General features: G+C 64.5%; 26 protein-coding genes. 7 read left to right on the top strand and 19 right to left on the bottom strand.

From position 1 onward, the window contains the following. Positions 1-11: 11 nt before the first annotated feature. From paaI to JQ603_RS26370, 13 genes are all read right to left on the bottom strand, one after another. Positions 12-461 (bottom strand): hydroxyphenylacetyl-CoA thioesterase PaaI, encoded by a 450-nt coding sequence (gene paaI, locus JQ603_RS26430; protein WP_212343604.1) that lies wholly within the window; start codon positions 459-461, stop codon positions 12-14. A gap of 51 nt (positions 462-512) precedes the next feature. Further along, complete coding sequence (paaE, locus tag JQ603_RS26425) at positions 513-1,595, bottom strand: 1,2-phenylacetyl-CoA epoxidase subunit PaaE (RefSeq protein WP_212343603.1); 1,083 nt, start codon at positions 1,593-1,595, stop codon at positions 513-515. 2 nt (positions 1,596-1,597) lie between these two features. Further along, a complete protein-coding gene (paaD, locus tag JQ603_RS26420; RefSeq protein WP_212343602.1) occupies positions 1,598-2,101 on the bottom strand; it encodes a 1,2-phenylacetyl-CoA epoxidase subunit PaaD in 504 nt (167 codons plus the stop codon). Next, entirely contained in the window at positions 2,095-2,871 is a 777-nt protein-coding gene (paaC, locus tag JQ603_RS26415; protein ID WP_212343601.1) for a 1,2-phenylacetyl-CoA epoxidase subunit PaaC, read from the bottom strand. Before paaC ends, paaD begins: the two co-directional genes overlap by 7 nt. Beyond that, positions 2,871-3,158 (bottom strand): 1,2-phenylacetyl-CoA epoxidase subunit PaaB, encoded by a 288-nt coding sequence (gene paaB / locus JQ603_RS26410; RefSeq protein ID WP_212343600.1) that lies wholly within the window; start codon positions 3,156-3,158, stop codon positions 2,871-2,873. The genes paaC and paaB overlap by 1 nt, the downstream gene beginning before the upstream one ends. A gap of 10 nt (positions 3,159-3,168) precedes the next feature. Then, a complete protein-coding gene (gene paaA, locus JQ603_RS26405; RefSeq protein WP_212343599.1) occupies positions 3,169-4,161 on the bottom strand; it encodes a 1,2-phenylacetyl-CoA epoxidase subunit PaaA in 993 nt (330 codons plus the stop codon). Positions 4,162-4,237: 76 nt separating this feature from the next. Then, complete coding sequence (paaX, locus tag JQ603_RS26400; protein ID WP_212343598.1) at positions 4,238-5,104, bottom strand: phenylacetic acid degradation operon negative regulatory protein PaaX; 867 nt, start codon at positions 5,102-5,104, stop codon at positions 4,238-4,240. Between the two features lie 191 nt (positions 5,105-5,295). After that, positions 5,296-6,066: an alpha/beta fold hydrolase gene (locus JQ603_RS26395; RefSeq protein ID WP_212343597.1), complete on the bottom strand. Its 771-nt coding sequence runs from the start codon at positions 6,064-6,066 to the stop codon at positions 5,296-5,298. A 187-nt stretch (positions 6,067-6,253) separates the two neighbouring features. Beyond that, complete coding sequence (locus JQ603_RS26390; protein WP_212343596.1) at positions 6,254-7,537, bottom strand: DUF445 domain-containing protein; 1,284 nt, start codon at positions 7,535-7,537, stop codon at positions 6,254-6,256. 124 nt (positions 7,538-7,661) lie between these two features. Further along, positions 7,662-8,117, bottom strand: coding sequence for a phasin (locus tag JQ603_RS26385; RefSeq protein WP_212343595.1), 456 nt, complete (start codon positions 8,115-8,117; stop codon positions 7,662-7,664). Between the two features lie 219 nt (positions 8,118-8,336). Beyond that, positions 8,337-8,930, bottom strand: coding sequence for a GNAT family N-acetyltransferase (locus tag JQ603_RS26380; RefSeq protein ID WP_212343594.1), 594 nt, complete (start codon positions 8,928-8,930; stop codon positions 8,337-8,339). Beyond that, on the bottom strand, positions 8,927-10,009 hold the full coding sequence (locus JQ603_RS26375) for a PHA/PHB synthase family protein (RefSeq protein WP_212343593.1): 1,083 nt from the start codon (positions 10,007-10,009) through the stop codon (positions 8,927-8,929). The genes JQ603_RS26380 and JQ603_RS26375 overlap by 4 nt, the downstream gene beginning before the upstream one ends. Continuing rightward, complete coding sequence (locus tag JQ603_RS26370) at positions 10,006-10,389, bottom strand: hypothetical protein (protein WP_212343592.1); 384 nt, start codon at positions 10,387-10,389, stop codon at positions 10,006-10,008. The genes JQ603_RS26375 and JQ603_RS26370 overlap by 4 nt, the downstream gene beginning before the upstream one ends. Positions 10,390-10,550: 161 nt before the next feature. On the opposite strand from JQ603_RS26370, the gene JQ603_RS26365 reads away from it, so the two are divergent. Both JQ603_RS26365 and JQ603_RS26360 read left to right on the top strand, forming a co-directional pair. Further along, positions 10,551-11,465, top strand: a complete 915-nt coding sequence (locus JQ603_RS26365; protein WP_212343591.1) for an alpha/beta fold hydrolase — start codon at positions 10,551-10,553, stop codon at positions 11,463-11,465. 124 nt (positions 11,466-11,589) lie between these two features. Next, the gene (locus tag JQ603_RS26360) at positions 11,590-12,054 is read left to right on the top strand and encodes a nuclear transport factor 2 family protein (RefSeq protein WP_212343590.1); all 465 of its coding nucleotides are present in this window, start codon (positions 11,590-11,592) and stop codon (positions 12,052-12,054) included. A 197-nt stretch (positions 12,055-12,251) separates the two neighbouring features. Here JQ603_RS26360 and JQ603_RS26355 read toward each other — a convergent pair whose 3' ends face one another. From JQ603_RS26355 to JQ603_RS26330, 6 genes are all read right to left on the bottom strand, one after another. After that, on the bottom strand, positions 12,252-12,926 hold the full coding sequence (locus JQ603_RS26355) for a spermidine synthase (protein WP_212343589.1): 675 nt from the start codon (positions 12,924-12,926) through the stop codon (positions 12,252-12,254). A 30-nt stretch (positions 12,927-12,956) separates the two neighbouring features. Further along, positions 12,957-16,196 (bottom strand): bifunctional cytochrome P450/NADPH--P450 reductase, encoded by a 3,240-nt coding sequence (locus JQ603_RS26350; protein ID WP_212343588.1) that lies wholly within the window; start codon positions 16,194-16,196, stop codon positions 12,957-12,959. A gap of 123 nt (positions 16,197-16,319) precedes the next feature. Next, positions 16,320-17,315: an alpha/beta fold hydrolase gene (locus JQ603_RS26345; RefSeq protein ID WP_212343587.1), complete on the bottom strand. Its 996-nt coding sequence runs from the start codon at positions 17,313-17,315 to the stop codon at positions 16,320-16,322. A 10-nt stretch (positions 17,316-17,325) separates the two neighbouring features. Further along, positions 17,326-18,876 (bottom strand): WS/DGAT/MGAT family O-acyltransferase, encoded by a 1,551-nt coding sequence (locus JQ603_RS26340; RefSeq protein WP_212343586.1) that lies wholly within the window; start codon positions 18,874-18,876, stop codon positions 17,326-17,328. 44 nt (positions 18,877-18,920) lie between these two features. Next, on the bottom strand, positions 18,921-19,721 hold the full coding sequence (locus tag JQ603_RS26335) for an esterase/lipase family protein (RefSeq protein ID WP_212343585.1): 801 nt from the start codon (positions 19,719-19,721) through the stop codon (positions 18,921-18,923). Then, positions 19,721-19,978 (bottom strand): DUF6489 family protein, encoded by a 258-nt coding sequence (locus tag JQ603_RS26330; protein WP_018648137.1) that lies wholly within the window; start codon positions 19,976-19,978, stop codon positions 19,721-19,723. Before JQ603_RS26330 ends, JQ603_RS26335 begins: the two co-directional genes overlap by 1 nt. Positions 19,979-20,377: 399 nt before the next feature. Here JQ603_RS26330 and JQ603_RS26325 point away from each other — a divergent pair, with 399 nt between their 5' ends. From JQ603_RS26325 to JQ603_RS26305, 5 genes are all read left to right on the top strand, one after another. Beyond that, complete coding sequence (locus tag JQ603_RS26325) at positions 20,378-21,973, top strand: ABC transporter substrate-binding protein (protein ID WP_212343584.1); 1,596 nt, start codon at positions 20,378-20,380, stop codon at positions 21,971-21,973. A 104-nt stretch (positions 21,974-22,077) separates the two neighbouring features. After that, positions 22,078-23,058, top strand: coding sequence for an ABC transporter permease (locus tag JQ603_RS26320; RefSeq protein WP_212343583.1), 981 nt, complete (start codon positions 22,078-22,080; stop codon positions 23,056-23,058). Between the two features lie 10 nt (positions 23,059-23,068). Next, complete coding sequence (locus JQ603_RS26315; RefSeq protein WP_212343582.1) at positions 23,069-24,037, top strand: ABC transporter permease; 969 nt, start codon at positions 23,069-23,071, stop codon at positions 24,035-24,037. 13 nt (positions 24,038-24,050) lie between these two features. Beyond that, the gene (locus JQ603_RS26310) at positions 24,051-25,037 is read left to right on the top strand and encodes an ABC transporter ATP-binding protein (RefSeq protein ID WP_212343581.1); all 987 of its coding nucleotides are present in this window, start codon (positions 24,051-24,053) and stop codon (positions 25,035-25,037) included. Continuing rightward, positions 25,034-26,023, top strand: coding sequence for an ABC transporter ATP-binding protein (locus tag JQ603_RS26305; RefSeq protein ID WP_212343580.1), 990 nt, complete (start codon positions 25,034-25,036; stop codon positions 26,021-26,023). The genes JQ603_RS26310 and JQ603_RS26305 overlap by 4 nt, the downstream gene beginning before the upstream one ends. Positions 26,024-26,093 lie beyond the last annotated feature (70 nt).

Genomic DNA, 26,093 nt, shown 5'->3' with positions numbered 1-26,093 from the left:
CTTCTTTCGTCTTATTGATCTTGCGCCGGCAGCCACGTGCCGGGAATGACACGCGAGTGCCCGCGGAATTCCGCGATGACAGCATCACCGACGGTAACGCGCACGTCGTAAATGCCGGAGCGGCCGCTGCGGGTGATCTCTCGCGCCTTCGCTATGAGGCGGTCGCCGAGCCTGCCGGGCTTGATGAAGGTGATCTGCCCTTGCGCCGCAACCACGCGTTCATTGTGCGAGTTGCAGGCGAACGCGAAGGCTGAATCGGCGAGCGTGAAGATGAAGCCGCCATGCGCGATGCGCTGGCCGTTGACCATGTCCGGCCGCACCGTCATGGCCAGCGTCGCGAAGCCCGGGCCGATCTCGACGATCTCCATGCCGAGACCTTTGGAGGCATCGTCCTCGGCCCACATTGCGTCGGCGCAGGCGCGGGCGATATCCTCAGGCGACAGGGCGGCTTTGACGTTCACGCGCTTCTCCCGGCTGTTTGCACGCAATGTTCTGCTGGTTGGACAACACTGTCAAACGTGGTCGTAGTCGACGACGACACGCTCCGTAGAAGGCTTGGCCTGGCAGGTGAGAACAAAACCGGCCTTGAGCTCCCACGGCTCCAGCGAATAGTTGATGTCCATCGGCGCCTCGCCCTCGACCAGTTTTGCGCGGCAAGTCGAGCACATGCCGCCCTTGCAGGCGAAGGGCAGATCAACACCGGCGCGCAGCGCAGCATCGAGGATGGCCTCGTCCTCCGCGACCGGGACGTCGCGGCGCTTGCCGTCGATGATCAGCGAGGCGATCGCCTTCGGCGGCGCGTCGGGCGCGACGGCCTTCTTCGGCCGCGGCTTGCCGCCGAATTCGGAGACGAAGCGCTCGACGTGGATGCGTTCGTCCGCGATGCCGAGAGCGCGGCAGCTCGCCTCGATCTCCTCGCTCATGCCTGATGGACCGCAGATGAAGACGTGATCGACGCTTCCTGCCGGTACCAGCGAGCGGAGCAGAACCCTCACCTTCTCACCGTCGAGCCGGCCATGCAGGATCGGGATGTCCTGCTCCTCGCCGGAAATGACGTGGAAGATCGAAAGACGATCGATGAAGCGGTCCTTCATCTCCTCAAGCGCTTCGAGGAACATGATGTTGTCGGTGGTGCGGTTGCCGTAGAACAGGAAGAAGCGGCTGTCCGGCTCCCGCGCGAGCACGCCCTTCACGATCGACAGGATCGGCGTGATACCGGAGCCCGCGGCAAAGCCGACATGGATGCGCCCGGCGTCGGCAGGCGGCACAACGCCGAAACGGCCCGTCGGCGTCATCACATCGAGCTCGTCGCCACACTTGAGATCTTCGGCTGCCCAGCTCGAAAACGCGCCGCCATCGACCTTCTTCACGGCAATGCGGATCTCGCCGTCATCGGGGCCGGAACAGATCGAATAGGAACGGCGCACCTCTTCACCGTCGAGCGTGGTCCGCAGCGTCAGGTACTGGCCGGGCGTGAAGGCGTAGTCGCCGGCAAGCTCACCGGGAATGACAAACGTCATCGAGACAGCGTCGGAGGCCTCGCGGCGGAGGTCGCTGACGATCAGGCGGTGGAAGCGCGGTGCGGCTGCGGACATGATCAATGACACTTGAAGTAGTCGAACGGTTCGCGGCAGGCCTTGCAGCGCCAGAGCGCCTTGCAGGAGGTCGAGCCGAATTCGGACAGCAGCTCGGTCTTGTCGGAGCCGCACTGCGGGCACGCGACGGTCTGCTCGCCGAACAGCGCGCGGCGCGAGCTTGAGGCTTGCGGTGGCGCAATGCCGTAGGCGCGCAGCTTGTGGCGCCCCTCCTCGCTCATCCAGTCCGTCGTCCAGGCCGGCGACAGCACGGTGCGGACTTTGGGCCGAATGAAGCCGGCGCGCTCCAGCGCGATCTCGATTTCGAGCGCAATCATGTTCATGGCCGGGCAGCCCGAATAGGTCGGGGTGATCGCGACTTCGACATGATCGCCGTCGAGAACGACATCACGCAGCACGCCGAGATCGGCAATGCTCAACACCGGGATTTCAGGATCGACCACGCTCGCCGCGGCATCCCAGGCGCGCTGGCGCAGCACGGCGTTGTCATTGACGACCGTCACCATGTCAGCCCCGGAAAAGTTCGCTGCATCGATTGCAGCTCGGACAGGAGATGGCCGAGATGTTCGCTATGGCGGCCCACGCGGCCGCCCTGCTGCATCCAGTCGTTCTGCGGCAGCTTGAGCGTTGCTTCACGGGCGACACCCGAGATCGTCGTCAGCCAGCGGCCGCGCAAGGTGGCGGGATCGACGACAATGCCGGCATGGATCAGCGCGCGCTCGCCGTCGTCGACGGCAAACATCTCGCCCGTGAAGGCCCAGAGGTGATCGATCGCTTCTTGCGCGCGGGCGTGGCTTTCGTCCGTTCCGTCGCCGAGCCGGATGATCCATTCCGAGGCATGGCGCAGATGATAGGCGCTCTCCTTCTCCGACTTGGCGGCAATCGCCGCCAGCGTCGCATCACGTGAGGTCATCATAGCGCGCCAGTAAAGATCGGCGAAAGCGGAGTAGAAGAACTGCCGCACCAGCGTCCGCGCAAAGTCGCCATTCGGCTGCTCGACCAGCAGCAGATTGCGGTACTGCCGGACGTCGCGCAAGTATGCGAGCTTATCCTCGTCGTTGTCCTTGCCTTCGGTCTTGGCGGCAAAGGAATAGAGCTCGCGCGCCTGGCCGATCAGGTCGAGCGCGATGTTGGAGAGGGCCATGTCCTCTTCCAGCATCGGCGCATGTCCGCACCATTCCGACAGCCTGTGGCCGAGGATCAGCGCATCGTCGGCGCGGCGCACCGCGTAGAGCACCAGCGGCGTTTCGGAGACCTGGATGTTGGCGACCGCCATCACATATGCCCCACTTCTTCCGGCACTTCGTAGAACGTCGGGTGCCGGTAGATCTTCGACTCCGCCGGCTCGAACATCATGCCCTTCTCGGCAGGATCGCTCGCGGTGATCGCGGTGGACGGCACGACCCAGATCGACAGGCCCTCACCGCGGCGGGTGTAGATGTCGCGCGCAGCTTGCAGCGCCATCGTCGCGTCGCTCGCATGCAGGGATCCCACATGCTTGTGCGCGAGCCCGTTGCGGCTGCGAATGAAGACTTCCCACAGCGGCGTGTTCGGCGTGACCATATCGATCTCCCTATTCCGCGGCTTGAGCGATCTGGCGCCGGGCGCGCTTGGCGGCATAGGCGGCTGCCGCTTCACGCACCCAGGCGCCCTCGTCATGGGCTTTGCGCCGCGCGGTCATGCGGTCGCGGTTGCAAGGGCCGTTGCCGGCAAGCACCTGCTTGAATTCGGTCCAGTCGATCTCGCTGTAGCGCCAGTGCCCGTCGGCATCCTGAATCATGCCGGAATCGGGAATGGTGAGGCCGAGATATTGCGCCTGCGGCACGGTGGCGTCGATGAACTTCTGGCGCAGCTCGTCATTGGAGAAGCGCTTGATCTTCCATTTCGTCGAGGTGTCGCTGTGCTGGCTGGTCGCATCCGGCGGGCCGAACATCATCAGCACCGGCCACCACCAGCGGTTCAGCGCGTCCTGCGCCATCGCCTTCTGCTCGTCCGAGCCGCGGCACAGCGTCAGCATGATCTCATAACCCTGGCGCTGGTGGAACGATTCCTCCTTGCAGACGCGGATCATCGCGCGGGCATAGGGGCCATAGGAGCAGCGGCACAGCGGGATCTGGTTCATGATCGCGGCGCCGTCGACCAGCCAGCCGATGGTACCGATGTCGGCCCAGGTCAGCGTCGGATAATTGAAGATCGAGGAATACTTTGCTTTCCCGGCGAGCATCGCATCGACCAGCTCCTCGCGCGAGGAGCCGAGCGTCTCGGCGGCGGCATAAAGATAGAGCCCGTGACCGCACTCGTCCTGCACCTTGGCGAGCAGCGCGGCCTTGCGGCGCAGTGTCGGCGCGCGCGTGATCCAGTTGCCCTCGGGCAGCATGCCGACGATTTCGGAATGAGCGTGCTGGGAGATCTGGCGCGTGAGCGTCTTGCGATAGGCCGCCGGCATCCAGTCGTTCGGCTCGATACGCTCCTCGGCATCGATGCGGGCCTGGAACTGCGCGGCTTTGCCTGCGTCCTCCAGACCGCGATCATCGGTCTCGGCCGTGTTCAGCGCCTGGGTGTACATGCGCGTCCTCCCGTTTTATTGGAAGGCAATATATAACAAAAATTACATCATGCAAGATATTTCTGTAACATAAAAATCAGACGCCGAACCTCCGTTCCAGCAGCTTTCGCGCCGGCGACAATGGCCCCTTTTCATTGGTTCCATGGCCATCAAGCCATTGTTCGGACGGGGCAAGCAGCGCGCGATAGATTTCGCCGCAGAGCTCCCGCGCCGCCCTGCCCGGCCAATCCGCAGGTAAGAGACTCTCCGGCAGCAGCGGATCGCGCAGCACGACTCGGCGGTAATAGTGGATCAGCAGAATGCGCGCGGTGAAGGCGTCGGCTTCGGACAAGTCCGTGCCGCGGCCGATCGCGGCGCGTAGCGGCTCGAACGTCTTCATGAATTTCAGATAGGCGTCCGCAGTTCGCTCCAGCGGCCAGCTCGCGCTGAGCAGGCGGCGGCCGCTGTCGTCTTCCGCGGAGACTTCCAGACGGATCGCGCCGGCAGCCTCGTCCGGCACCGGCACGCCTGATGGTGCCACCCACACACCCGGCAGCGGGCTGCCGAAGCCGGCATTGCGCAGCGCTTCGCGCGAGGCGTCGCGGTCCCCGCCATTGCCGATCAGCAGCAGTTCGAAGCGCCCGGTCCAGTCCGATGGCGGCGGATCGTAGATATGGCGCGTGGCAGCTTCAAACGTCTGCCGCCCCTTGTCGGCCAGGCGATAAAAACTGTTGCGGCCGACCTTTTCGCGCGTCAGCCAGCCGTCGGCCGCAAGGCGCGACATCGCGGTGCGCACGACGCCGCTGTCGATATCCAGGCTTTCGAAGAATTCCAGCAGCGTGCCGAGCCACACCGAACCGCCGCGCGGCACGATGGCATCGCCGAACACGGTGATGACGATGGAGCCGGTGCGTGACGGCTCGCGCTTGAGCTGGTCGATGATGCGGGAGAGTGGATGCGCCATGCGCGAGGCATAGCGCGTTTGATGCGGGCGCGACAATGGACGGGAGCGACAATGCGAGAGCCGGGCTCGGCGCTTCGCGCCTCCTCAGGATGAGGTCTGATCGCTTTCGTGCGGCGTCATTTACTGTCAACCCTCATGGTGAGGAGCGCGGAGCGCGGCAAGGCCGCGCGTCTCGAACCATGCAGGCCCGGCTACCTGTGCGGATCGGGATAGGCGAGGCTACGCCAGCCGCTGCGGTCAAAGGGACGCCACTGGCCTTCCTTCTGCGCAAGCCGGTCGGCTACGGCGTAGACCGCGGCCGGATGATGGCCCATGCCGCAATGGCTGCTCTCGATCTCGATGCTCTCGGTCTGCGCGCCCGACTTCTCCATGCAGCCCTGCCAGGCGCAGACGCCGTCGGTGCGGCTGAAGATAGCGGTGGTCGGCACCGGCGGCGGAACAGCGAGCTCGCCGCCGAACTCCGGATCGACCTCGTCGGACCTGCGCCCGCTCGCCCATTCATAGACGCGCCAGGCATTGGTCGAACGGGGATCGCCTGCGAAGGGGCTACCGAGCGTGATGACCTGGCGCACGCGCTCGGGCATCATCTTGGCGAGCTGGCGCGCATAGAGGCCGCCGAGGCTCCAGCCGACCAGGCTGATCCTGCGGCCATGCGTGTCGCTGAGCTCCTCGACCAGATCGACCATCGCATGCTGCACGCCCGGCCGCAGGCCGTAATTGCGGCCCTGACGCCAGCCGCTCACGGCGTAGCCCTTGCCGGACAGGAACGTGCGCAGCGCGCGCGTGGACGCGTCGGAGGCTACGAGGCCCGGCAACACCAGCACCGGATGCCCGTCGCCACGCGGCGCGAGGCTCAGCAGCGGCAGTGCGCCGAGGAATGCGCCGAACTCGTGGATCGCGCGCCCTTCCAGAAACATCAAAGTGCGGGACGGCGGACGCAGCGTCTGGGCAGTAGCGGTCATCAAGATTTCCCCTAGAAGGCGCCGGCTGCGATGCCGGCAAATGGGCATGAATTCCAATACGCCGGCTTCTTGAACGTTCCGCAGCGCAACATGAATCAGCTAGGCGGCCGGTTCCCGACATTCAAGCGGGAGAGATGCAGGGCGACAATAGGCCCGCGCGTTAATGCTAACGGCCGTGACGCAAAAGTCACAGCCATCGAAGCAGGAATTCTACGGAGTACAGCGCGAGCCCGGCGAGCCCGCCGATCAACGACCCGTTGAAGCGGATGTATTGCAGGTCGCGGCCGATGTTGATTTCGATCAGCGAAATCAGCTGCGCCATGTCCCACGCCTTGACCTGGTCGGAGATGAAGGTCGAGACGCCGCTTTTCTGGTCCGCGACGAAGCTGCGCAGCACTGTCACCAGGCCCTTGTTGATCTCGCCGCGCAGCTCGGCATCGCCGGCAAGCACCTCGCCCGCGGAGACGAACATGCCGGCAAGATGATGCTGCAGCACCTGCGTCTCGCCTGACGCACTGCGCTCGATGAAGGAGCGCGTGTTGGCCCAGACGGTGCGGGCGAGGTCGGCAAGCTCGGGCCGTGCGAGCAGATCGCGCTTCAGCCCGTCGATGCGATCGACATAGGCCTGATCGGTGCCGAGCCTATCGACAAAGCTCAGCACCATGCGGTCGAATTCGCCGCGGAACGGATGCTTGGGATCGCTGCGCACCTCGTTGAAGAAAGCGGTGGCGGAGGCCACGATCTTGTTCACCAGAAATTTGTCGGCGCGATAGAGATTGAGCAAGGTCGGCAACTCCGCCCGCACCTTCTCGCGGATCATCGCCATCGTCTCTTTCTGGTTCAAGGTCTCGTGCATCACGCGCAGGAGATCGTCGAACAGGATCTGGTGCCGCCCCTCCGCAACGAAGCCGCGCAGCGTGCCGGCCGCCAGCGGGGCGAGATCGATCGCCTGAAGCTGCGAGGACATGCGGCGGATGATGAAGGTCATCAGGCCGGAGCTTTCCGTGGCGGACACGGCCTCCGGCAACAGACGCAGCGCGAAGCGCGCAAGGTCATCGCTGCGCTTGCGGTCGCGCAGCCAGTCCGCGACGAAGGAGCCGAAATCGATCTCGTTCAGCTTGGCCTCGACGGGACCGGCCTCGAGGAAATGCACCTGGATGAATTCGCCGAGCTTGTCGGCGATGCGGGCCTGGTTGCTCTGGATGATCGCGGTGTGCGGGATCGGCAGGCCGAGCGGCCGCTTGAACAACGCCACCACCGCATACCAGTCGGCGAGGCCACCGATGGTCGCGGCCTCCGCGAAGGCTGCAACGAAGCCGAACACGGGATGCACCGGGAGTAGCCATTTCGCGACGATGAAGAGGGCGAGCGTCGAGGCCAGGACCAACGTCGCCAGCGCTTTCACACGGCGCAGCTCGGCCGCGCGTTCGGCATCGCCGGGGGTGTCGAAGAAGGTGGCGGGTGCGTTCATGGTTGCATCACCCTACCCGTCATTGCGAGCGAAGCGAAGCAATCCAGCTCGCGATGACGGCAGCGCAAAAAACAAAAGGCCCGCCGAAGCGGGCCTCAAATTCAGTTTCTACTCAAGCGCCAGATCAGGCGGTCTTGTTGTAGACCTTGGCAAAGTTGTCCTGAGCGGACTTCGCACCGTTGGCGGCCAGCTTGCCGAAATAGTCGGCGGTCGCCTTGGCGCGCGAGACGAACACTTCGCCGCGGGCGCGGAGCAGGCTCGACTGGATCTCGACGGCTTCGCTGACCGACTTGGCGGACGCGAGCTTGTCGATGCCCGAGAAGAACGCCTCGGCGTCCTCGTAGATCGCCTGCTGGATGTTGCGGCTGATCTTGCCGGCTTCAGTGACGGACTCGGTCACCGCGTTCTCGACGGCGGCGGTCACACGCTCGGAGCCAGCGAACACCTCGGCAGCACGGTCCTTGGCGGTGTTGGCAGTCTTCTTGACGAATTCGCGGGCGGCCTCGGGAACTTCCAGGTTCTGGATGTTCTTGAAAGCGTCCTTGAAGCCCTCGAAAGCGGTGTTGGTTTCAGTGGTCATGGGGTTCTCTCCATCCTCATTGGTCTGAGCTATGGGCTCACCCCGTCCGCATTGGCCCGGGGCACGACCTATATGGCACGGTTAATTGTGCGATGCAATATTCGTATTGCACTGCGATATCACGAAATCGTGAACAGCCTTAACGAGAGGCATTCTGATGCCTCCCTAGCCAGCGCCCCGGTGATCGGCTCGATTTGGACCTAATACTGAGCGGCCGCTTCAGTGCTGGACGGCGCCTGGCAGCCCATAGGCCTCCATCTGCGCCTGGACCTGCGCGATGTTGTGGCCGAGCACGACGATGTCGTGGGTCTTGCCGTCGACGTCCCGGACATGATCCCGCAGCAGGGCTTCGGCCTTGAAGCCGAGGCTCTCGAACAGCGCAATCGCCGCCTGCTGATCAACGGTCATCTGGACCGAGAGCTTTTCCAGGCCCGCGCCAAGCGCGAGGGCGAAGGTCTCCTGCGACAGCGCCTTGCCCACTCCCTTGCCGCGCACGTCCTGTGAGATGACCATGCGGATCTCACCGACATGGGGTGACCAGGAGTGGGGATCGCGCACCAAGGTGCCGCAGCCGACGACCTTGCCATCCATGACCGCGAGCAGGCTCGTGATCGCGCCGCGCTCGATCTCCTTGACCCAGGCGGAGAGCACCTTGGGCTCGCTGATGTTGCGCGGCAGGAACAACAAATCGTGGGTCGGCAGGCCCTTGCCGAAGGCCAGCACGGCGGCTTCGTCCGCGGGTGACATCAGGCGGATCTCGATATCGCCGGCGTCGGTCTTGACGTGGCGCGGATAGGAACGCTGCTCGCTCATGTCGATCTCTTCCCCAGCCAGGAATCCAGTTTCGGCCACAGCCGCTTCACCGCGTTGGCGCCGGCGACCAGCGAGACATGCCCGCCCTTCAGCATCACCTCTTCCTTGTCCGCCGAGCCGATCTTCGCGATCAGGTGCTTTGCGGCGTCATAGGGGACGATGTGGTCGTGCTCGGCGACAGCGTGCAGGATCGGCACCTTGATGTCCTCGAGCTTCGCCGCACGGCCGCCGACCGACATGGTGTCGTTGAACAGCTTGTTGTCCCACATCAGGTCCTTGGTGATGGCGCGGAAATACTCGCCCGCGAGCGGCAGCGTGTCGGTCGCCCAGCGGTCGAACATGCGATACGATTTGACGAACTCGTCGTTCCAGATGTTTTCCCAGAGCTGGATCTGGCTCACCGTGCGCGAGGCCGGCCGCAGCATCTCGAACGAGGACAGGATCATCTCCGGCGGCACGTTGCCGACACTGTCGACGAGGTGGTCGACGTCGAAATAGCGGCGGTCGGAGAAATTCGAGAACAGCTTCATCTCGCGAAAATCAATCGGCGTGGTGAAGCAGATCAGGTTCTTCATCGGCCCATCCTTGTGGATCGAGCCGTAGAGCAGCGACAGCACGCCGCCGAAGCAATAGCCGATGACGGAGACGTCCCGCTCGCCGGAATCGGCCTGCACGCGGCGGACGCAATCCGGGATGAAGTCGAGGACATAGTCCTCCATGCGCAGGCTCTTCTCCTCCGGCCGCGGGGCGCTCCAGTCGAGCATGTAGACGTCGTAGCCGCGCCTCAAGAGGAACTCGATGAAGCTCTGGCCGGGCACGAGGTCGAGGATGTAGCCGCGGTTGGTGGTCGCCATCACGATCAGCACCGGCACGCGGTAGATCTCGTCCGACATCGGCCGGTAGTGATAGAGACTCATCGTGCCGCGCGAATGCAGCACGTCCTTCGGCGTCGAGCCGAGCGTTGGACCGGAGGTCGAAAAGTATTCGACGCCCTTGATGCTGCGCTGGATGGCGCGCTGCACCTCGGACTGGATGCGTTCCGGGATGGATGCGAAATCAAGTCCCGCCGGCGCGTTCATGTCTGTCCTCCGTTTTCGGAGGGCGGACGCTTGGTGCGCGGCGGCCGCGGCGCAGCATCGAGGCTTTGCGAGATTCCGGAACTTGCCGCAATCTGGCTCAGCATCGATTTCATCTCGCTGAGCTGAGCCTCGACGGACTGCAGCCGTTCCGCAAGCCCCGTCACCTGCTCGCGGCTCGGCAGATTTATCGCAACGAGATATTTCTCCATGAGCTCGCCAAGCTGCTTCTGAGCACCTGCAGCAACGCCGCCAGCCCGATTCATCGCTTGAGAAAACTCTGGCGACGACATGGCCTGGTTGGCGAAGGAGTTGAACCCCTTCTCCATCTCACCCATCATCTTCTGCCACATGGCGACCGGATCATCGGTCTTGTCGGTCATCGGCGTCCTCCTGGTATCGAGAGCTGCGATGCCCTTCTTTTCCGCCATACCACACCGTTGCGCGGGGCCGGTCAACCGGCAAGCGGCGGACGCGTCGTCGCGCATGCGCTTCTTTGCGGCGGCAAACCGTGCGATACAGCAGCGATCAGCAGGAGGGACCCGTGACCGCTCATCAGCCGCCCCAGACCGTCCGCGCCAACGGCATCGACATCTGTTACGAGATCTTCGGGAACGACAATGCCGAGCCGCTGCTGCTGATCATGGGGCTCGGCGCGCAGATGATCCATTGGGACGATGCGTTCTGCGAACAGCTCGCCACGCACGGCTTCCGCGTGATCCGCTTCGACAATCGCGACATCGGCAAGTCGAGCCATCTCACCGGCGGCAAGCGCCTGACGCCGTTCGAGCTGCTGAAGCTGCGCTTCCTCCGGATTCCCGTGGCCGCGACCTACAAGCTGATCGACATGGCCAGGGATACGGTCGGCCTGATGGATGCGCTCGGTATCAAGTCGGCGCATCTCGTCGGCGCATCCATGGGCGGCATGATCGCGCAGGAGGTGACGCTGTCGTTTCCGCAGCGCGTGCGCTCGCTGACCTCGATCATGTCGACCACGGGCAATCCGCGCATACCGCCGCCGACACGCGAGGCCGCGGCGATGCTGATGGCGCCGCCGCCGCGCAGCAAGGATGAGTTCATGGTCCGCTTCGGCCAGACCTGGAAGGTGCTGCGCGCCGGGTCGTTTCCGGAAGAGGAAGCGCTCGACCCCGGCCGCGCCGAGCGCGTGTTCGCGCGCGGGCTCAATCCGGCCGGCGTCGGCCGCCAGCTTCGCGCCGTGCTTGCCTCCGGCAGCCGCAAGGAGCGGCTGCACGCCGTGACGACGCCGACGCTCGTCATTCACGGCACCGTCGATCCGCTGGTCCATCCCGAAGGCGGCAAGGACACGGCGGCGTCAATTCCGAACGCCAAGCTGTTGATGATCCCGGGCATGGGCCACGCGCTGCCGATGCGCTTCTGGCCCGAGATCATCGGCGCCATCGACAAGCACGCGCATGGCGCGGCCGCGCGGGCGGCGTAGACTCGCGGGCGGTCTCTCCGCGGTGACCATGTGAGCTGCCGGTGACTGTCTTAACGGAAGCCGGCGCGAAAGCTATAGAGGCCTCCCTCGATCACAACAGAGGCCGCGGCCTCTCGGAGCTCACATGCATTCCATCGTCCGATCGGCGGCAATGATCGCCGCTTCCATTCTCATGCTATCTCTCGGCAACGGCGCCGCGATGGCCGGCAGCGCGGAGGAAGAAGCCAATCGCACCGCCGTGCTTGCCTTCTACGAAAAGGGCCTCAACCAGAAGGATGCGGATGCAGCCATCGCCTATATCGGCAACCGCTATGTGCAGCACAATCCGAACGCCGCCGACGGCCCGGACGGCTTCCGGAAGTTCATCGGATTCCTGCGTGAAAAATTTCCGAACTCGCACAGCGAGATCAAGCGCAGCTTCGTGGACGGCGACTACGTCATCCTGCACGTCCACTCCGTTCGCGAGCCCGGCACCAGGGGCCGCGCTATCGTCGATATCTTCAAGCTGGAAAACGGCAAGATCGTCGAACACTGGGACGTCGTTCAGGAGATTCCTGAAAATCCGGCCAACGGCAACACGATGTTCTAGCTCGCAGGCATAACTACGTAGGCTGGGCAAAGGCGCGCGCTTTTCGCGCGCCGTGCCAACCATCCATCCGCATCGAGGACAAAGATGGTGGGCACGCTTCCGCCTTCGCTCTTCGAGCTACGGCGGACAGGTCGCTTTGCCCACCCTACGATTCCGACATCGTGGATAGGGGGCTCGGCACAGCACAAAGAAACTACCTAGCGCTTCCTCGCCATCCAGATCACGTGACGCGCGCCGCCGCCTCTTCCGGTGGCGCGGACGTTGACTTCGTTCACATCGAAGCCGGCGTTCCGAAGGCGCCTGGTGAATGCCGGATTGGGTCCCGACGACCAGACGGCGAGCACGCCTCCCGGTCGCAGCGCCGTCTTGGCGGCCGCCAACCCGCTCGCATTATAGAGCGCATCATTGCCCTTGCGTGTCAGTCCCTCCGGCCCATTGTCGACATCGAGCAAAATGGCATCGAAGGCCGACCGCTGCGCGCGGATGATTTCGCCGACGTCGGTCTCCCGGATGCTGACCCTGACATCATCGAGGCTGTCGCCGAAGACCTCTGCCATCGGCCCTCGCGCCCAGGCGACGACCGATGGCACGAGCTCGGAGACCATGATCTTGGCCTTATCTCCGAGCACGGCCAGCGCCGCCCGCAGCGTAAAGCCCATGCCGAGGCCGCCGATCAGGACGACTGGCCTTGCGACCTTCTCGATCTGCTTTGCCGCGAGCGTTGCCAGCGCGGCCTCCGAACCCGACAGGCGGCTGTTCATCAGCTCGTTGGTGCCGAGCTTGATCGAAAACTCCTTGCCCCGCCGCATCAGGCGGAGCTCTTCGTCGGAGCCGGGGATTTTGGCGGTGTCGATCTTTTCCCAGGGAATCATGGGAATGCTTTAGCACGATCGGACGAACAATCACCCACCCGCCCAGACGTCGAGCACATAGCGGTTCTTCGCGCCCATCTCCTCGATCCACCGGGCGCCGGTGGTGGCATCGCTGCCGCTCTTCTCGCCATGGATCGCGACGAGCGCGGCCTTCACGTCGGGCTCCATTTTTCCACCATCGCCGCAGACATAGATGATCGCGCCCCGCTCGATCAGCGGCCAGATCTTGTCCTTCTGCGCGGCGAGCACGTGCTGCACATAGGTCTTCGGCCCATCCGCCCGCGAGAATGCGGTGAAGAGCTCGGTGATGCCAGCCGCCGCCAGCGCTTTCAGCTCGTCCGCATAGAGAAAATCCTGATCGGGATGGCGACAGCCGAAGAACAGCATGGCCGGGCCGAGCGTGGTCCCTTTCGCCTTGCGCGCCGCGCGCTCCTGGAGGAAGCCGCGGAACGGTGCAAGCCCCGTACCCGGGCCGATCATGATGATCGGCACGGACGGATCATCCGGCAGCCGGAAGCCAGCCTTGGTCTCCCGCACGGTGGCGTAGATGGTATCGCCCGCGCGGCGATTGGCGAGATAGTTCGAGCAGATGCCTTTGTAGACACCGCGTCCCGAGGCTGCCGGCCCTTCGACCACTCCGACCGTGACACTGCACAGCGCCGGGTCGACCGATGGCGAGGACGAGATCGAGTAATAGCGCGGCGCCAGCAGCGAGAGCATCTCCAGGTACGCGTGGAACGGCAATTCGCAGGCGGGATATTCCAGCAGCAGGTCGAACACCGACTTGCGCCTCGCCAGGATCTCGGTGCGGTAACGCTCGAGCGTTTCAGGCTCCTCGCCGACAAAGCCCAGCAGCTTCGGCTTGGTCACCGGGCAGCGGGTGTGATCGGCCATGATCTGAATCTGCTTGCGGGTCGCGACCTGCTGCAGCTCGACGAACTCGCTGAGCAGGCGGCCGACCGACACGGCCTCGCCGACCGGCAATTGCGCACGGCGGCCCTCGGCGACCTGAAGCCTGATCTGGTCGGCCGGCAGGAAGCCGAAGCGGCGAGCGACTGAGTCCACAAGCGTCGGATCGTTACGCGGGACGACGCTCAAGTGATCCCCGACGCGGTAGGTGATGTTGGACGGCAGCTGCACCTCGATATGGCGCGTCGAACGCTCCGAGGGATTGGAGCCGCTCTTGTTCTGGAGTTCGTCGTTGACGAGCACCTTCATCGCCACCGCGCCGCCCTGGGCGACGATGGTGTTGACGGCCGTCACCGCGACCGGCTCGATCGCATAGAGCGGGTCGTCCTCCGCCGTGCGGGTGAAATTCCAGTCGATGCCGAATTCCTTGGTCGCGACCTGGGCCGCCGCCGGGAACCATTTCTGGAACTGGCCATCGAGATCGCTGCGCGCATCGCCCTCGCCGCGCGGATAGACCGCGCGCGCACCATGCGCCGACAATTGCTCGTCGATATAGCGCGGTACCGACTGGTAGGTCGCGGCCCAGTCGCTGTTGCCGCAGCCGAACACGGCGTAGCGCACGCCGGCGAACGCATCCTTCGGCAGATCCTCGCCGAGCCATTTGACGAACTGCGTCGCATTGTCGGGCGGCGCGCCGTTATAGGAGGCGCAGATGATCAGCACGCCGCCCTCCTGCGGCAGCTTGCCGACGTATTCGTCGAGCGGGCCGAGATGCACGGCAAAGCCGTTGATCTCGGCGAGGTCCGCCATGCGCGTTGCGAGTTCCTCCGCGGTGCCGAGATTGGAGCCGTAGAGCACCAGCATCGGCGTGTTGTGGCCCGGGCGCGTCGTGGGCTGGCGCGGCGTCTTCGGCGCCGAGGGCGCAACCGCGACAGGCCCGCCATAGGCGCCGCGCTCGCGGTCGGCGCGCGGACGCACCTTGATCTTGAAGCCCTCCGGCTTCATCGTCAGGGTTTCCTTCAGGTGCATCTGGTAGCGCTGGTGGTCGATCAGCTTGAAGCGCTGCAGGATCATGCCGAGCGCGAGCGCCGCCTCGTGCATGGCGAAGCCGCGGCCGATGCAGGCGCGCTGGCCGTTGCCGAACGGCTTCCAGGCATTGATCGGCCGCTTGGCCTCCGCCTCGCGGCTGAAGTTCTCGGGATCGAAGGCGTCGGGATTGGGACCCCACACGCTGGGATCGCGATGCAGCGCCGTCACCAGGATGGTGACGAACGTGCCCTTCCTGAGCTTGTACCTGCCGCTGCCGATGGTCTCGTCCTGCAGCGGCGAGATGCCATAGGCCGGCGCCGGCGGCCACAGCCGCAGCGCCTCCTTCAGGATCTGCGTGATGTAGGTGAGCTGCGTCACCTGCTGATAGGTCGGCTTCGCGTTGATATCAGGACCGAAGATGCGGTCGACCTCGTCATAGGCCTTCTTGAGAATCTCGGGGTGCTTCAGCAGCGCATACAGCGTGTAGGACAACAGGCCGCTGGTGGTCTCGTGCCCCGCGATGAGGAACGTGTTGATCTGGTAGCGGATGTTGATGTCGTCGAGCTGCTCGCCGGTCGAGCGATCGACGCCGGTCATCATGGCCGCGAGCATGTCCTTCTTGTCGTCGATTCCTTCGGTGCTCTTGCGGCGCTCGGCGATGATCTCGTCGACCATCCTGTTCATGAAGGCAACGTCTTCGGCGAGCGTCTTGCGCCGCTTCTGCATCCAGAGCTGCTCGAGCGGCAGGCCGCGCGTCATCATGATGGTTTCGAGCGAGCGCACCAGCGACTCGACGAAGGGATGGTAATCGCGCCGGTAGAACGAGTTGAATCGGTACTCGAAGCCGCACAGGCCGATCGTATCCAGCGTCAACGCCGTCATGTCATGGACGACGTCGATCTCGTCGTCGGCGTTGAGCCGCTCCCATTTCTGGACGAGCTGCTCGGCGATGTCGACCATGCTCGGATGATAGGACTGCATGGCGCGGTTGCCAAAGGGCTGGAGCAGGATGTTGTGCGCCTTGCTCCAGTTCGGCTCACGGGTGTCGGCCGTGAACAGGCCGTCGCCGCCGACCGCACGCACGCGCCGCAGCGCGCCGCGCACCGTCTTGTCGAAACGCTTCTCGTCGGAGAGCTCGTCGACGAGATCGTGGCCGGAGACGATGACGATCGGCGAGCCCATCATGTCGAGCCAGAAGATCGGACCGAGCTCCTTCGCGAGCCGCGTCAGGTGCTGCACGGGCGCCGCCGAGTCCAGCGACAGCATGTTGCCGACCACCGGCTTGGTCGGCGGCTGCGGGATCGGGTCCAGACGGTTCTTGGATGACGACATTAAATGCGCTTCCCCCTGCCTCGGTCTTCAACGTCGTCATTGCGAGGAGCGAAGCAACGAAGCAATCCAGACCGTCTCTGCGGATGCATTTCTGGATTGCTTCGCTTCGCTCGCAATGACGAGCTAGCCAAACCGCCTTCTACGCCATTCGATCAGCTTGGCGCTGACCTCTTCCGGCTTCTCCTGCTGCGTCCAATGACCGCTGTCCTTCACCAGATACTTCTCGAGGTCGGCGATCAGCTTTTCCATGCCGTCGGCCGCCGAGGGCGGCAGCACCGCGTCGTTCTCGGCCATGATCATCAAGGACGGCACGCGGATGTGATGATCCAGCCCCTTCGCGCGCTCCCAATTGCGCGTGAAGTTGCGATACCAGTTGATGCCGCCGGTGAAGCCGGTCTTCGTGAAGGTGTCGACGAACACCTTCTTCTCCTCCGCCGACAGGATCGGCGTGCGCGGATCATGTCTGGCGTCGTAATTCGCGATCATCTGCGGGAACGCCAGGTTGATGCGGGGCGAAGCACCAATGCCGGCGATCGGCTGCTCCTCGGGCGCACCCGGAGGGCGCGCGGCGGGCTTACGCATGAAGGCATCAAACGTCTGCTCGACGCGGCTGCCGAAAATCTTGTCCGGCTCGCGCGCGGGATCCTGGAACTGGACGATGTACATCTGGTCGCCGAAGCGCTGGCGGAACAGCGCGATCGGGTCGATCGGCGCGCGATCCCAGTGCGGCGTGTTGACGCCGACGACGCCGGCGACGCGCGTGGGGTGCCGCAGCGGCATCTGCCAGACCACGAAGCCGCCCCAGTCGTGGCCGACGAAGATCGCCTTGTCGATGTTGAGGTGATCGAGCAGACCGACGAGGTCGCCGGTCAAATGCTCCATGTCATAGGCTTCAATCGGCTCGGGCCGGTCGGTCGCGCCATAGCCGCGCTGGTCCGGCGCGATCACGCGGATGCCGGCCTCGCTCAGGACCTTGATCTGGTGACGCCAGGAGAAGGCGAGCTCGGGCCAGCCGTGGCACAGCACGACCGGCGGCTTGTCATCGGCCGGGCCCGCCTCGTAATAGCCCATGCGGATTCCGTTCGTCTGCGCGAACTTGAGCGGCGGCATTTCAATCATGGCGAATTTCCTACTCAGCAGCGCCCTTGACGTCGGCTGCCGGCGGCGCATAGGCCGCCTCCAGCGCGGCGAACTCCTCGGGCAGCATGTCGCACATCACCTGCACGTGCGGAATGATGTTGGCGCCGACGATGAAGCCGAAATCGAGCTGGTCGCGATAGCTCTGCACGGTGATGTTGAGCGCCTGCCCGTGCGTCGAAATCGACACCGGGAAGATGTGCAGCAGCTCGGCGCCAGCGGCGTAGAGCGTCTGCCGCGGCCCCGGTACGTTGGACACCGTGATGTTCGCGGCCGGCGGCAGCACGTCCGACAGGTTGGAGCGGCTATAGAGCAGCGCCAGGATCTGCACCATGATCGGCGCGCCCAGCATCGAGATGTTGGAGACCTGCGGCATCAGCGCGCGCAGCGGATGCGACATCTCCTTGGACTTGGTCGATTGCGCGATGATGGCTTCCAGCCGCGCCTTGGGATCCTCGATGTTGGTCGCGATCGCGCAGATCATGCCGAACACCTGGTTGTTGGCCTCGGTGTTGCCCTCCTCGCGCAGCGAGATCGGGACCGCCGCGGTCAAGGATTTCGCCGGCAGCGTGCCATATTGCTGGAGGTAGCGGCGGACCACGCCGGAGGCGAGCGCCAGCACGACGTCATTGAGCTTGCCGCCGGCCTGCTTGGCCAACGCCTTGGCCCGCGACAGCGAAATCGACACGCCGGCAAAGCTCCGCTCCGACGAGATCGTCTTGTTGAGCATGGTCGGCGGCGACACCATGCTGGCGAGGCTCTCGCGCGATTTGGGATCGGCGACCTTGCCGAGCACGTCGGACACGCTCTTGAGCACGGTCGGGATGTTGCCGGCGAAACGAACGGCGCTCTCGATCTGGTACATGGCGTTGTCGAACAGGATCGAGCCGATATCGCTCTTGCCGGTGCGCGGCAATTGCAGGTTCTTCGCCGCCGCCGAGGCATCGAGCGGCTGGCTGAACAGCTGCTGATAGGAATCGAGCAGGTTCGCGGCGATGTCGCGCGGCTCCTGTCCGGGCTTGGCTCCGGCCGTCGGCGGATCGACCTTCCGCGGGATCGGCGAGATGTCGTAGATCATGTTGGTCAGCGCCGCACCGGCGCCGCCGTCGATCGCGGCGTGGTGCATCTTGGAATAGAGCCCGACCTCGTTGTCCTTCATGCCCTCGAAGACGTAGAATTCCCAGAGCGGACGGGCGCGATTGAGCAGCTTGGCATGCATCCAGCCGACGATGCGCTCGAGCGTGGCGCGGTCGCGGGGCTGCGGCAGGCTGGCGCGGAAGATGTGGCGGTCGATGTCGAACTGATCGTCCTCGACCCAGGAGGGATGGTCGATGTCGAGCGGCGCCTTCTCCAGCCGCGCCTTCAGGATCGGCGCGATGTGCAGGCGCGAGACGATCATCGCCTTGAAGTCTTCGAAGAAGTCGCCCTTGTAATCGTCGGGCAGGCGGAAGATCGCCATGCTGCCGACATGCATCGGCATCTCAGGTGTTTCCAGATAGAGAAACGACGCGTCCAGCGACGACAGTTTCTTCCCGTCAGCCATGGTTCCCTCCCGATATTCGACGGGCGCCTTGGCGGCGCTTCTCGTCAGGCCGATACTGCCCGCTCCGGAGGGGCATATGCAATGGCAAAGGGCCCGGCCCGGTCAAATGGCCAGAACTCTCCCTCCGGTTGCGCCAGGCGGTCCGCCACGGCCCACAGCACCGCGGGGTTCACGCCGAGCCCGATATGGCTCGCCAGGTGCACCTCGATGTTCTCGGCACGGTCGGAGGGACGGAGCAGGCAGGTCCGCCAGTTCACGACACCGTCGGCGCGCGAATAGATCGACGTCGCCGGCACCGGCAGGTCGCCGGCGATCGCTTCGCGCGCCTCCGCGAAATCCTCGACCCGCTCGCCGGACAGCGCCTCGTAGAGCCGCGTGGCGTTGGTCGCCCGCACGTCGTTGGCAAACGGGCTGCCGAGCGTAATGACATAGCGGACCATGTCGGGCGCGCAGAGCGCGAGATCACGGGCATAGACGCCGCCGAGGCTCCATCCGACCAGGCTGACCTTGCGCCCGGTCGCGGCATGGATTTCGGCGAGACGCGCACGCAGCGAATCCCGCATCCGTTCCAGCCCGCCGAGATTGCGGCCCATCCGCCAGGCATGAGCTTCATAGCCGAGCTCGCTGAGATAGCGCCGCAGCGGCACCATCGAGAGGTCGCTGGCGAGAAAGCCCGGCAGTGCCAGCACCGGATGGCCGTCGCCTTTGGGCGCACGCATCAGGAGCGGCGAGAGCAACAGGCTCGCATTGAACTCGAACAGTCCACGGGCTTCGGCCAGCAGCAGGCCGAGACCCGGCGGACGAAGCCGGCCTGGATCCTGCGCCCCGTCCCGCCCGGACTGCACTATTTCTTCTTGTCGCTGCTGCGCGGGCTGCCGAGACCGGCCATGGTGACGAACATGTCCTGAAACCGCTCGGCGATCTTGGGATCGAAAGTGAACCAGCTCTGGATCAGCGATTCCGGCGAGACCTTCTCGATATTGCTGAGGACCTGCTGCTGCAGCTTGTCCATCACGGCCGTCTGCATCGGCGCCACGTCGGGCAAGCCGAAGAACTGGCGGGCTTCAAGGGGGGTGCAGTCGATTTCGATATTAACCTTCATGTCCCCTCCGGATGAGATTCGAGCGGCCTGCTGGCAGTATCACCGCGACACAGTGTGCAACGCAAGCGACCTGAGGGGAAGCCGCTAGGACCGGCTTCTGCAATCGACGGGTATGGTCAATCAAATCGCCCGGCCGCGACCGCGGCGGACGGCTGAAACGCAGAAGGCCGGCAGAGCCAATCTCCCTTCCTCCGGAGACTTCACAGGTCGAAAGTCGAATGTCGTCCGCGCGCCGGCCTCCCCTAGATTGCCGGGCAGCATTGCTGCACAGCGGTGCAACTTGGCGCGTTCCTTGCTGGAATGGCGCTTGCACGGGTCGTGAACTCTGGGCAACATGGATCAGTCAGCCTCGCCGAACAATCAAAAATCACCGGCGCGGCGGTGTGGAGAGGGTCAAGAATGTCAGTCGGTCGAAGTCTGTTTGCGGCGACGCTCGCCGGTACGCTTGCGTTGGCGGTCTCGCCGGCGTCGAGCCAGACGCTACGTTATGCCAACCAGGGTGATCTGAAGTCGCTCGATCCCTATACGCTCAACGAGAGCACCACCCACGCCCATCTCGGGCACGTCTATCAAGGCCTCACCGCGCGCGACAAGGATCTCAAGATCATCCCGGCACTGGCGGAAAGCTGGGAAACTCCAGAGCCGACCCGCTGGCGCTTCCATTTGCGCAAGGGCGTGAAGTTCCACAACGGCGATCCCTTCACCGCCGACGACGTGGTGTTCTCGGCCGATCGCGTCCGCAAGAAGGGGTCGAACATGCAGACCCGCCTTGCGCCCGACGTCAAGGTCGTCAAGGTCGACGACTACACCGTCGATTTCGTCCTGCCCTCGCCCAATCCCATCCTGCATAACTCGTGGGATGTCTGGTACATCATGGACAAGAAATGGGCCGAGGAGAACAACGTCGTCGATCCGACGCCGGTGGCGGCGACCACGCCGAGCTACGCCTCGCTCCATGAGAACGGCACCGGTCCCTTCACCATCGAGAGCCATCAGCCCGGCGTGAAGACGGTGTTCAAGGCCAATCCCAATTACTGGGGCAAGGTCGAAGGCAATCTGAAGGAGATCATCTTCACCCCGATCTCCTCCGACGCCACCCGCGTCGCGGCCCTGCTCTCGGGCGAGGTCGACGTCATCGAGCCGGTTCCGATCCAGGACATCTCCCGCGTCGATTCCAGCCCGAACGCCCAGGTACTGAAGGGGCCGGAGCTGCGCACCATCTTCATCGGCTTCGACCAGATGCGCGATGAGCTGCTCTACTCCAACGTCAAGGGCAAGAATCCGTTCAAGGACGCCCGCGTCCGCGAGGCCTTCTACAAGGCGATCGACATCGAGCTGATCAAGACGCGCGTCATGCGCGGGCTGTCGACGCCCTCGGCCCTGATGATCGCGCCGGAGTTGTTCGCACTGTCCAAGAGCTTCACGCGGCCGAAATTCGATCCTGATGGAGCCAAGAAGCTGCTGACCGAAGCCGGCTACCCCGACGGCTTCGAGGTCACCATGGACTGCCCGAACGACCGCTACGTCAACGATGCCGCGATCTGTCAAGCTGTGGTCGGCATGCTTGCCCGCATCGGCGTCAAGATCAATCTCCTGGCGCAGCCGAAGGCGCAGTACTTCGCCAAGGTGCTCAAGCAGGGCGGCTACCAGACCTCGTTCTACCTGCTGGGCTGGACCCCGAGCACGATGGACTCCCACAACGTGCTCTACGACATCATGGGCTGCCGCGACGATGCGAAATCCTCGCGAGGCGAGGCCAATCTCGGCGGCTACTGCAACAAGGAGTTCGACACCATCACCGACAAGGTGCTGGTCGAAACCGACACCGAGAAACGCAACCAGCTGATCAAGGAGGCCTACGAGATCGGCATCAAGGACTGGTCCTACATCCCGCTGCACCAGCAGGCTCTCGCCTGGGGCGTCTCGAAGAAGGTCAACCTGCCGCAGCGCGCCGACAATCTCGTCATGTTCCACTGGGCGACCAAGAAGGAATAGCGTTATTTGAACACGAGGTCCCGGCAGCGTCAGGCTTCCGGGACCTTTCCTTTTCCGGCTGACAAGGACGTCGGCCGTACGCACACCTAAGGAAAGTGGAAGGCATGCTCGCTTTCACGCTTCGCCGCGCCGTTCAGGCCATCGGCGTCATGTTCGCCGTCGGCATCATCGCGTTCTCGATGTTCCGTTTCGCCGGCGACCCCGTCAACCAGATCGTCTCGATCGACACCTCGGCGGCCGAACGCGCGGTCGTGCGCAAGTCGCTCGGCCTCGACGATCCCGTGCCGGTGCAATTCGTGCGCTATTTCGCCGACGCCGCGCAGTTCAAGTTCGGCGTCTCCTACCAGTTCCGCCAGCCGGTCGCGGCACTGTTGATGGAGCGCATGCCCGCGACACTGGAACTTGCGATCTGCGCGACCGTGTTCGCAATGGTGTTCGGCATCCTGATGGGCGTCTATTCCGCGCTCAAGCGCGACACCGTGCTTGCCAAATTATTCCAGGCAGTCTCGTTGATCGGCATTTCGCTGCCGACCTTCCTGATCGGCATCCTGCTGATCTATCTGTTCGCCGTGACGCTGGGCTGGCTGCCCTCGTTCGGCCGCGGCGAAGTGGTGAAGCTCGGCTGGTGGACGACGGGCCTGCTGACGCTGTCGGGCCTGAAGGCGCTGATCATGCCCTCGATCACGCTCGGCCTGTTCCAGATGACCCTGATCATGCGGCTGGTGCGCGCGGAGATGCTGGAAGTGCTGCGGACCGACTATATCCGCTTCGCCCGCGCGCGGGGGCTGACCACGCGCGCGATCCATTTCGGCCACGCGCTGAAGAACACCCTCATTCCCGTGATCACGGTGGCCGGACTGCAGTTTGGCTCGGTTATTGCATTTTCGATCATCACCGAAACCGTGTTCCAATGGCCGGGCATGGGACTTCTGTTCGTCCAGGCCGTGCAAAACGTCGATATCCCGATCATGGCCGCCTACCTGCTGATGGTCTCGCTGATTTTCGTCACCATCAACCTGGTGGTCGACATCCTCTACACCGTGGTCGATCCGCGCCTGCGCGCGACGGTCGGCCGCGCCACGTAAGGCAGCCTGCATGTCCGACGCAGTCGTCTCCAATTCCGATCGGCAGAGCACGCAGCCGCCCCACGCCCGCAGCTGGCTCAGCCGCGCGCTCGACAGCGACGTCTTCTATTCGTTCCGCCGCTCCAAGCTCACCATGGTTGCGGCCGCCATCACAGTCCTGTTCTTCCTGCTCGCGATCTTTGCATCCGTGCTTGCGGTGCAGAACCCGTTCGATCCGGCACAGCTCCAATTGATCAATTCGCGGATCTCACCGCTCTGGACCGCCGATGGCCAGAGCCCGTTCCTGCTCGGCACCGACGAGCAAGGGCGCGACGTGTTCTCCGCCATCCTCTACGGCATGCGCATCTCGCTCGCCGTGGGCGTCGCCGGCGTGATCTTCGCCGGCGCACTCGGCATCGCGCTCGGCCTGATCGCCGGCTATTTCGGTGGCGCCGTCGACGGCGTCATCATGCGGATCGCCGACGTGCAGCTCACCTTCCCCGCCATCCTGATCGCGCTGCTGGTCAACGGCATCGCGAAATCGATCCTCGGCAACCGGCTGGACGCCACCAGCATGCTATTCGTGCTGGTGATCTCGATCGGCCTGAGCTTCTGGGTCGGCTATGCGCGGACCGTTCGCGGCTCGGTGATGGTCGAGAAGAACAAGGACTACGTCGCCGCCGCGCAGCTCATCGGCCTGCCCGCGCCGAAGATCATGCTGCGGCACGTGCTGCCGAACACGATGGGCCCGATCCTGGTTATCGCCACGATCAACCTCGCGCTCGCCATCATCACCGAGGCGACGCTGTCCTTCCTCGGCGTCGGCCTGCCCGACACCATGCCCTCGCTCGGCACGCTGATCCGGATCGGCAACAATTATCTGTTCGCCGGCGAATGGTGGATCGTCGCCTTCCCTGGGCTCGCGCTGGCCGCGCTGATCCTGTCGATCAACCTGCTCGGCGACTGGCTGCGCGACGCGCTCAACCCAAAGCTTCGATGAGTACGCCTCGCCCATGACCGAACCCGTTCTCTCCGTGCGTAACCTTCAGGTCGAGTTCGCCTCCCGCCGCGGCACGCTGCGCGCCATCAACGACGTCTCCTTCGACATCGCCAAGGGCGAGGTGCTCGGGGTGGTCGGCGAATCCGGCGCCGGCAAATCCGTCACCGGCCTTGCGGTCATCGGCCTGATCGATCCGCCCGGTCGCATCTCCGGCGGCGAGATTCGCCTCGCGGGCACGCGTATCGACGACCTGCCGCCCGAGGAGATGCGCCGTATCAGGGGCAAGCGCATCGGGATGATCTTCCAGGATCCCCTGACATCGCTCAATCCGCTGTACAAGGTCGGCGACCAGATCGTCGAGACGATCCGCACCCACCTCAATCTGTCTGAATCTGCTGCGCGCCGCCGCGCCATCGACCTGCTCGCCGAGGTCGGCATCCCCGCACCGGAAAAGCGCATCGACGGCTATCCGCACGAATTCTCCGGCGGCATGCGCCAGCGCGTGGTGATTGCGCTCGCAATCTGCGCCGAGCCCGAGCTGATCATCGCGGACGAGCCGACCACGGCGCTCGACGTCTCCGTGCAGGCCCAGATCATCTCGCTGATCAAGCGCCTCGGCCGCGACCACGGCACCGCCGTGATGCTGGTGACCCACGACATGGGCGTGATCGCCGAGACCTCCGACCGAGTCGCGGTGATGTATGCCGGGCGCGTCGCCGAGATCGGCCCGGTGCAGGACGTCGTGAAGAACCCGCTGCATCCCTATGCCAAGGGCTTGATGGGCGCGATCCCTACGCTTGCCGGCGAGGACAAGCGCCTGGTGCAGATTCCCGGCTCGATGCCGCGCCTGTCGGCGATTCCACGCGGCTGCTCGTTCAATCCGCGCTGCGCCTTCGCCTTCGACCGTTGCCGTGTCGAGCGACCGGAGCCGCTGCCGCGCGGCGCGCAATCGGTCGCCTGCCATCTCTATGACACCGTGCCGGCGGAGAGCGCGGCATGAGCACGCCTTTCGTCCAGGCCACCAATCTGCGCCGCGTGTTCGACGTCTCGAAGCCATGGCTCAACCGCGTGCTCGAAGGCGGCCATCTCGAATACCTCAAGGCCGTCGATGGCGTCACCTTCGACATCAGGAAGGGCGAGACCTTTGCGCTGGTCGGCGAATCCGGCTCGGGCAAGACCACGGTCGCGCGGATGGTGGTCGGCCTGCTGCCGCCGAGCTCCGGCGACGTGCTGATCGACGGCGTCTCGATGGGCGATCCCAGGCAGGCCCTCGCGCGGCGAAAGCTGCGCCGCCGCATCCAGATGATCTTCCAGGACCCCTATGCGAGCCTGAACCCGCGCTTCCGCGTCGATGCCATCATCTCCGAGCCGATCCGCGCCTTCGACCTGATCCAGGGCGAGCGCGACATCCAGGCGCGCGTCGGCGAGCTGCTCAGCCTCGTCGGCCTGCATCCCGACGACCGTCTGAAATTTCCGCACGAATTCTCCGGCGGCCAGCGCCAGCGTATCGCGATCGCGCGCGCGCTCGCATCCGACGCCGAATTCATCGTCTGCGACGAGCCGACCTCCGCGCTCGACGTGTCCGTGCAGGCGCAGATCCTCAATCTGATGCGTGACCTCCAGGACAAGTTCGGCCTGACCTACATGTTCATCAGCCACAACCTCGCCGTGGTCCGCCACATGGCGAGCCGCGTCGGCGTGATGTATCTCGGCCGCATCGTCGAGATCGCGGAGGGACGCGAGCTGTTTTCCCGCCCGCGCATGCCCTACACCAAGATGCTGCTGGGCGCCGTGCCGGATCTCGCGATGAGCGGCCGCCAGCGCATTCCGGTCAAGGGCGAGATCCCGAACCCGATCAATCCACCGCCCGGCTGCGCCTTCAATCCGCGCTGCCCGCTGGCGTTCGATCTCTGCCGCAAGGAAACGCCGGAACTGATCGACGGCGTCGCCTGCCACGCAGTCAACACCGCGCCGGTCCCGGCGTGACGCGCGCGTGCCATGCAGCCTGCGCATTGGCGGCACGGCATCGGCTGTGATCAATTGCGCGCGCCGCAAA

It is taken from the genome of Bradyrhizobium liaoningense (assembly GCF_018130825.1).
Classification (GTDB): Bacteria; Pseudomonadota; Alphaproteobacteria; order Rhizobiales; family Xanthobacteraceae; genus Bradyrhizobium; species Bradyrhizobium liaoningense_B.
This window is presented reverse-complemented; position numbering and strand designations above follow the sequence as displayed.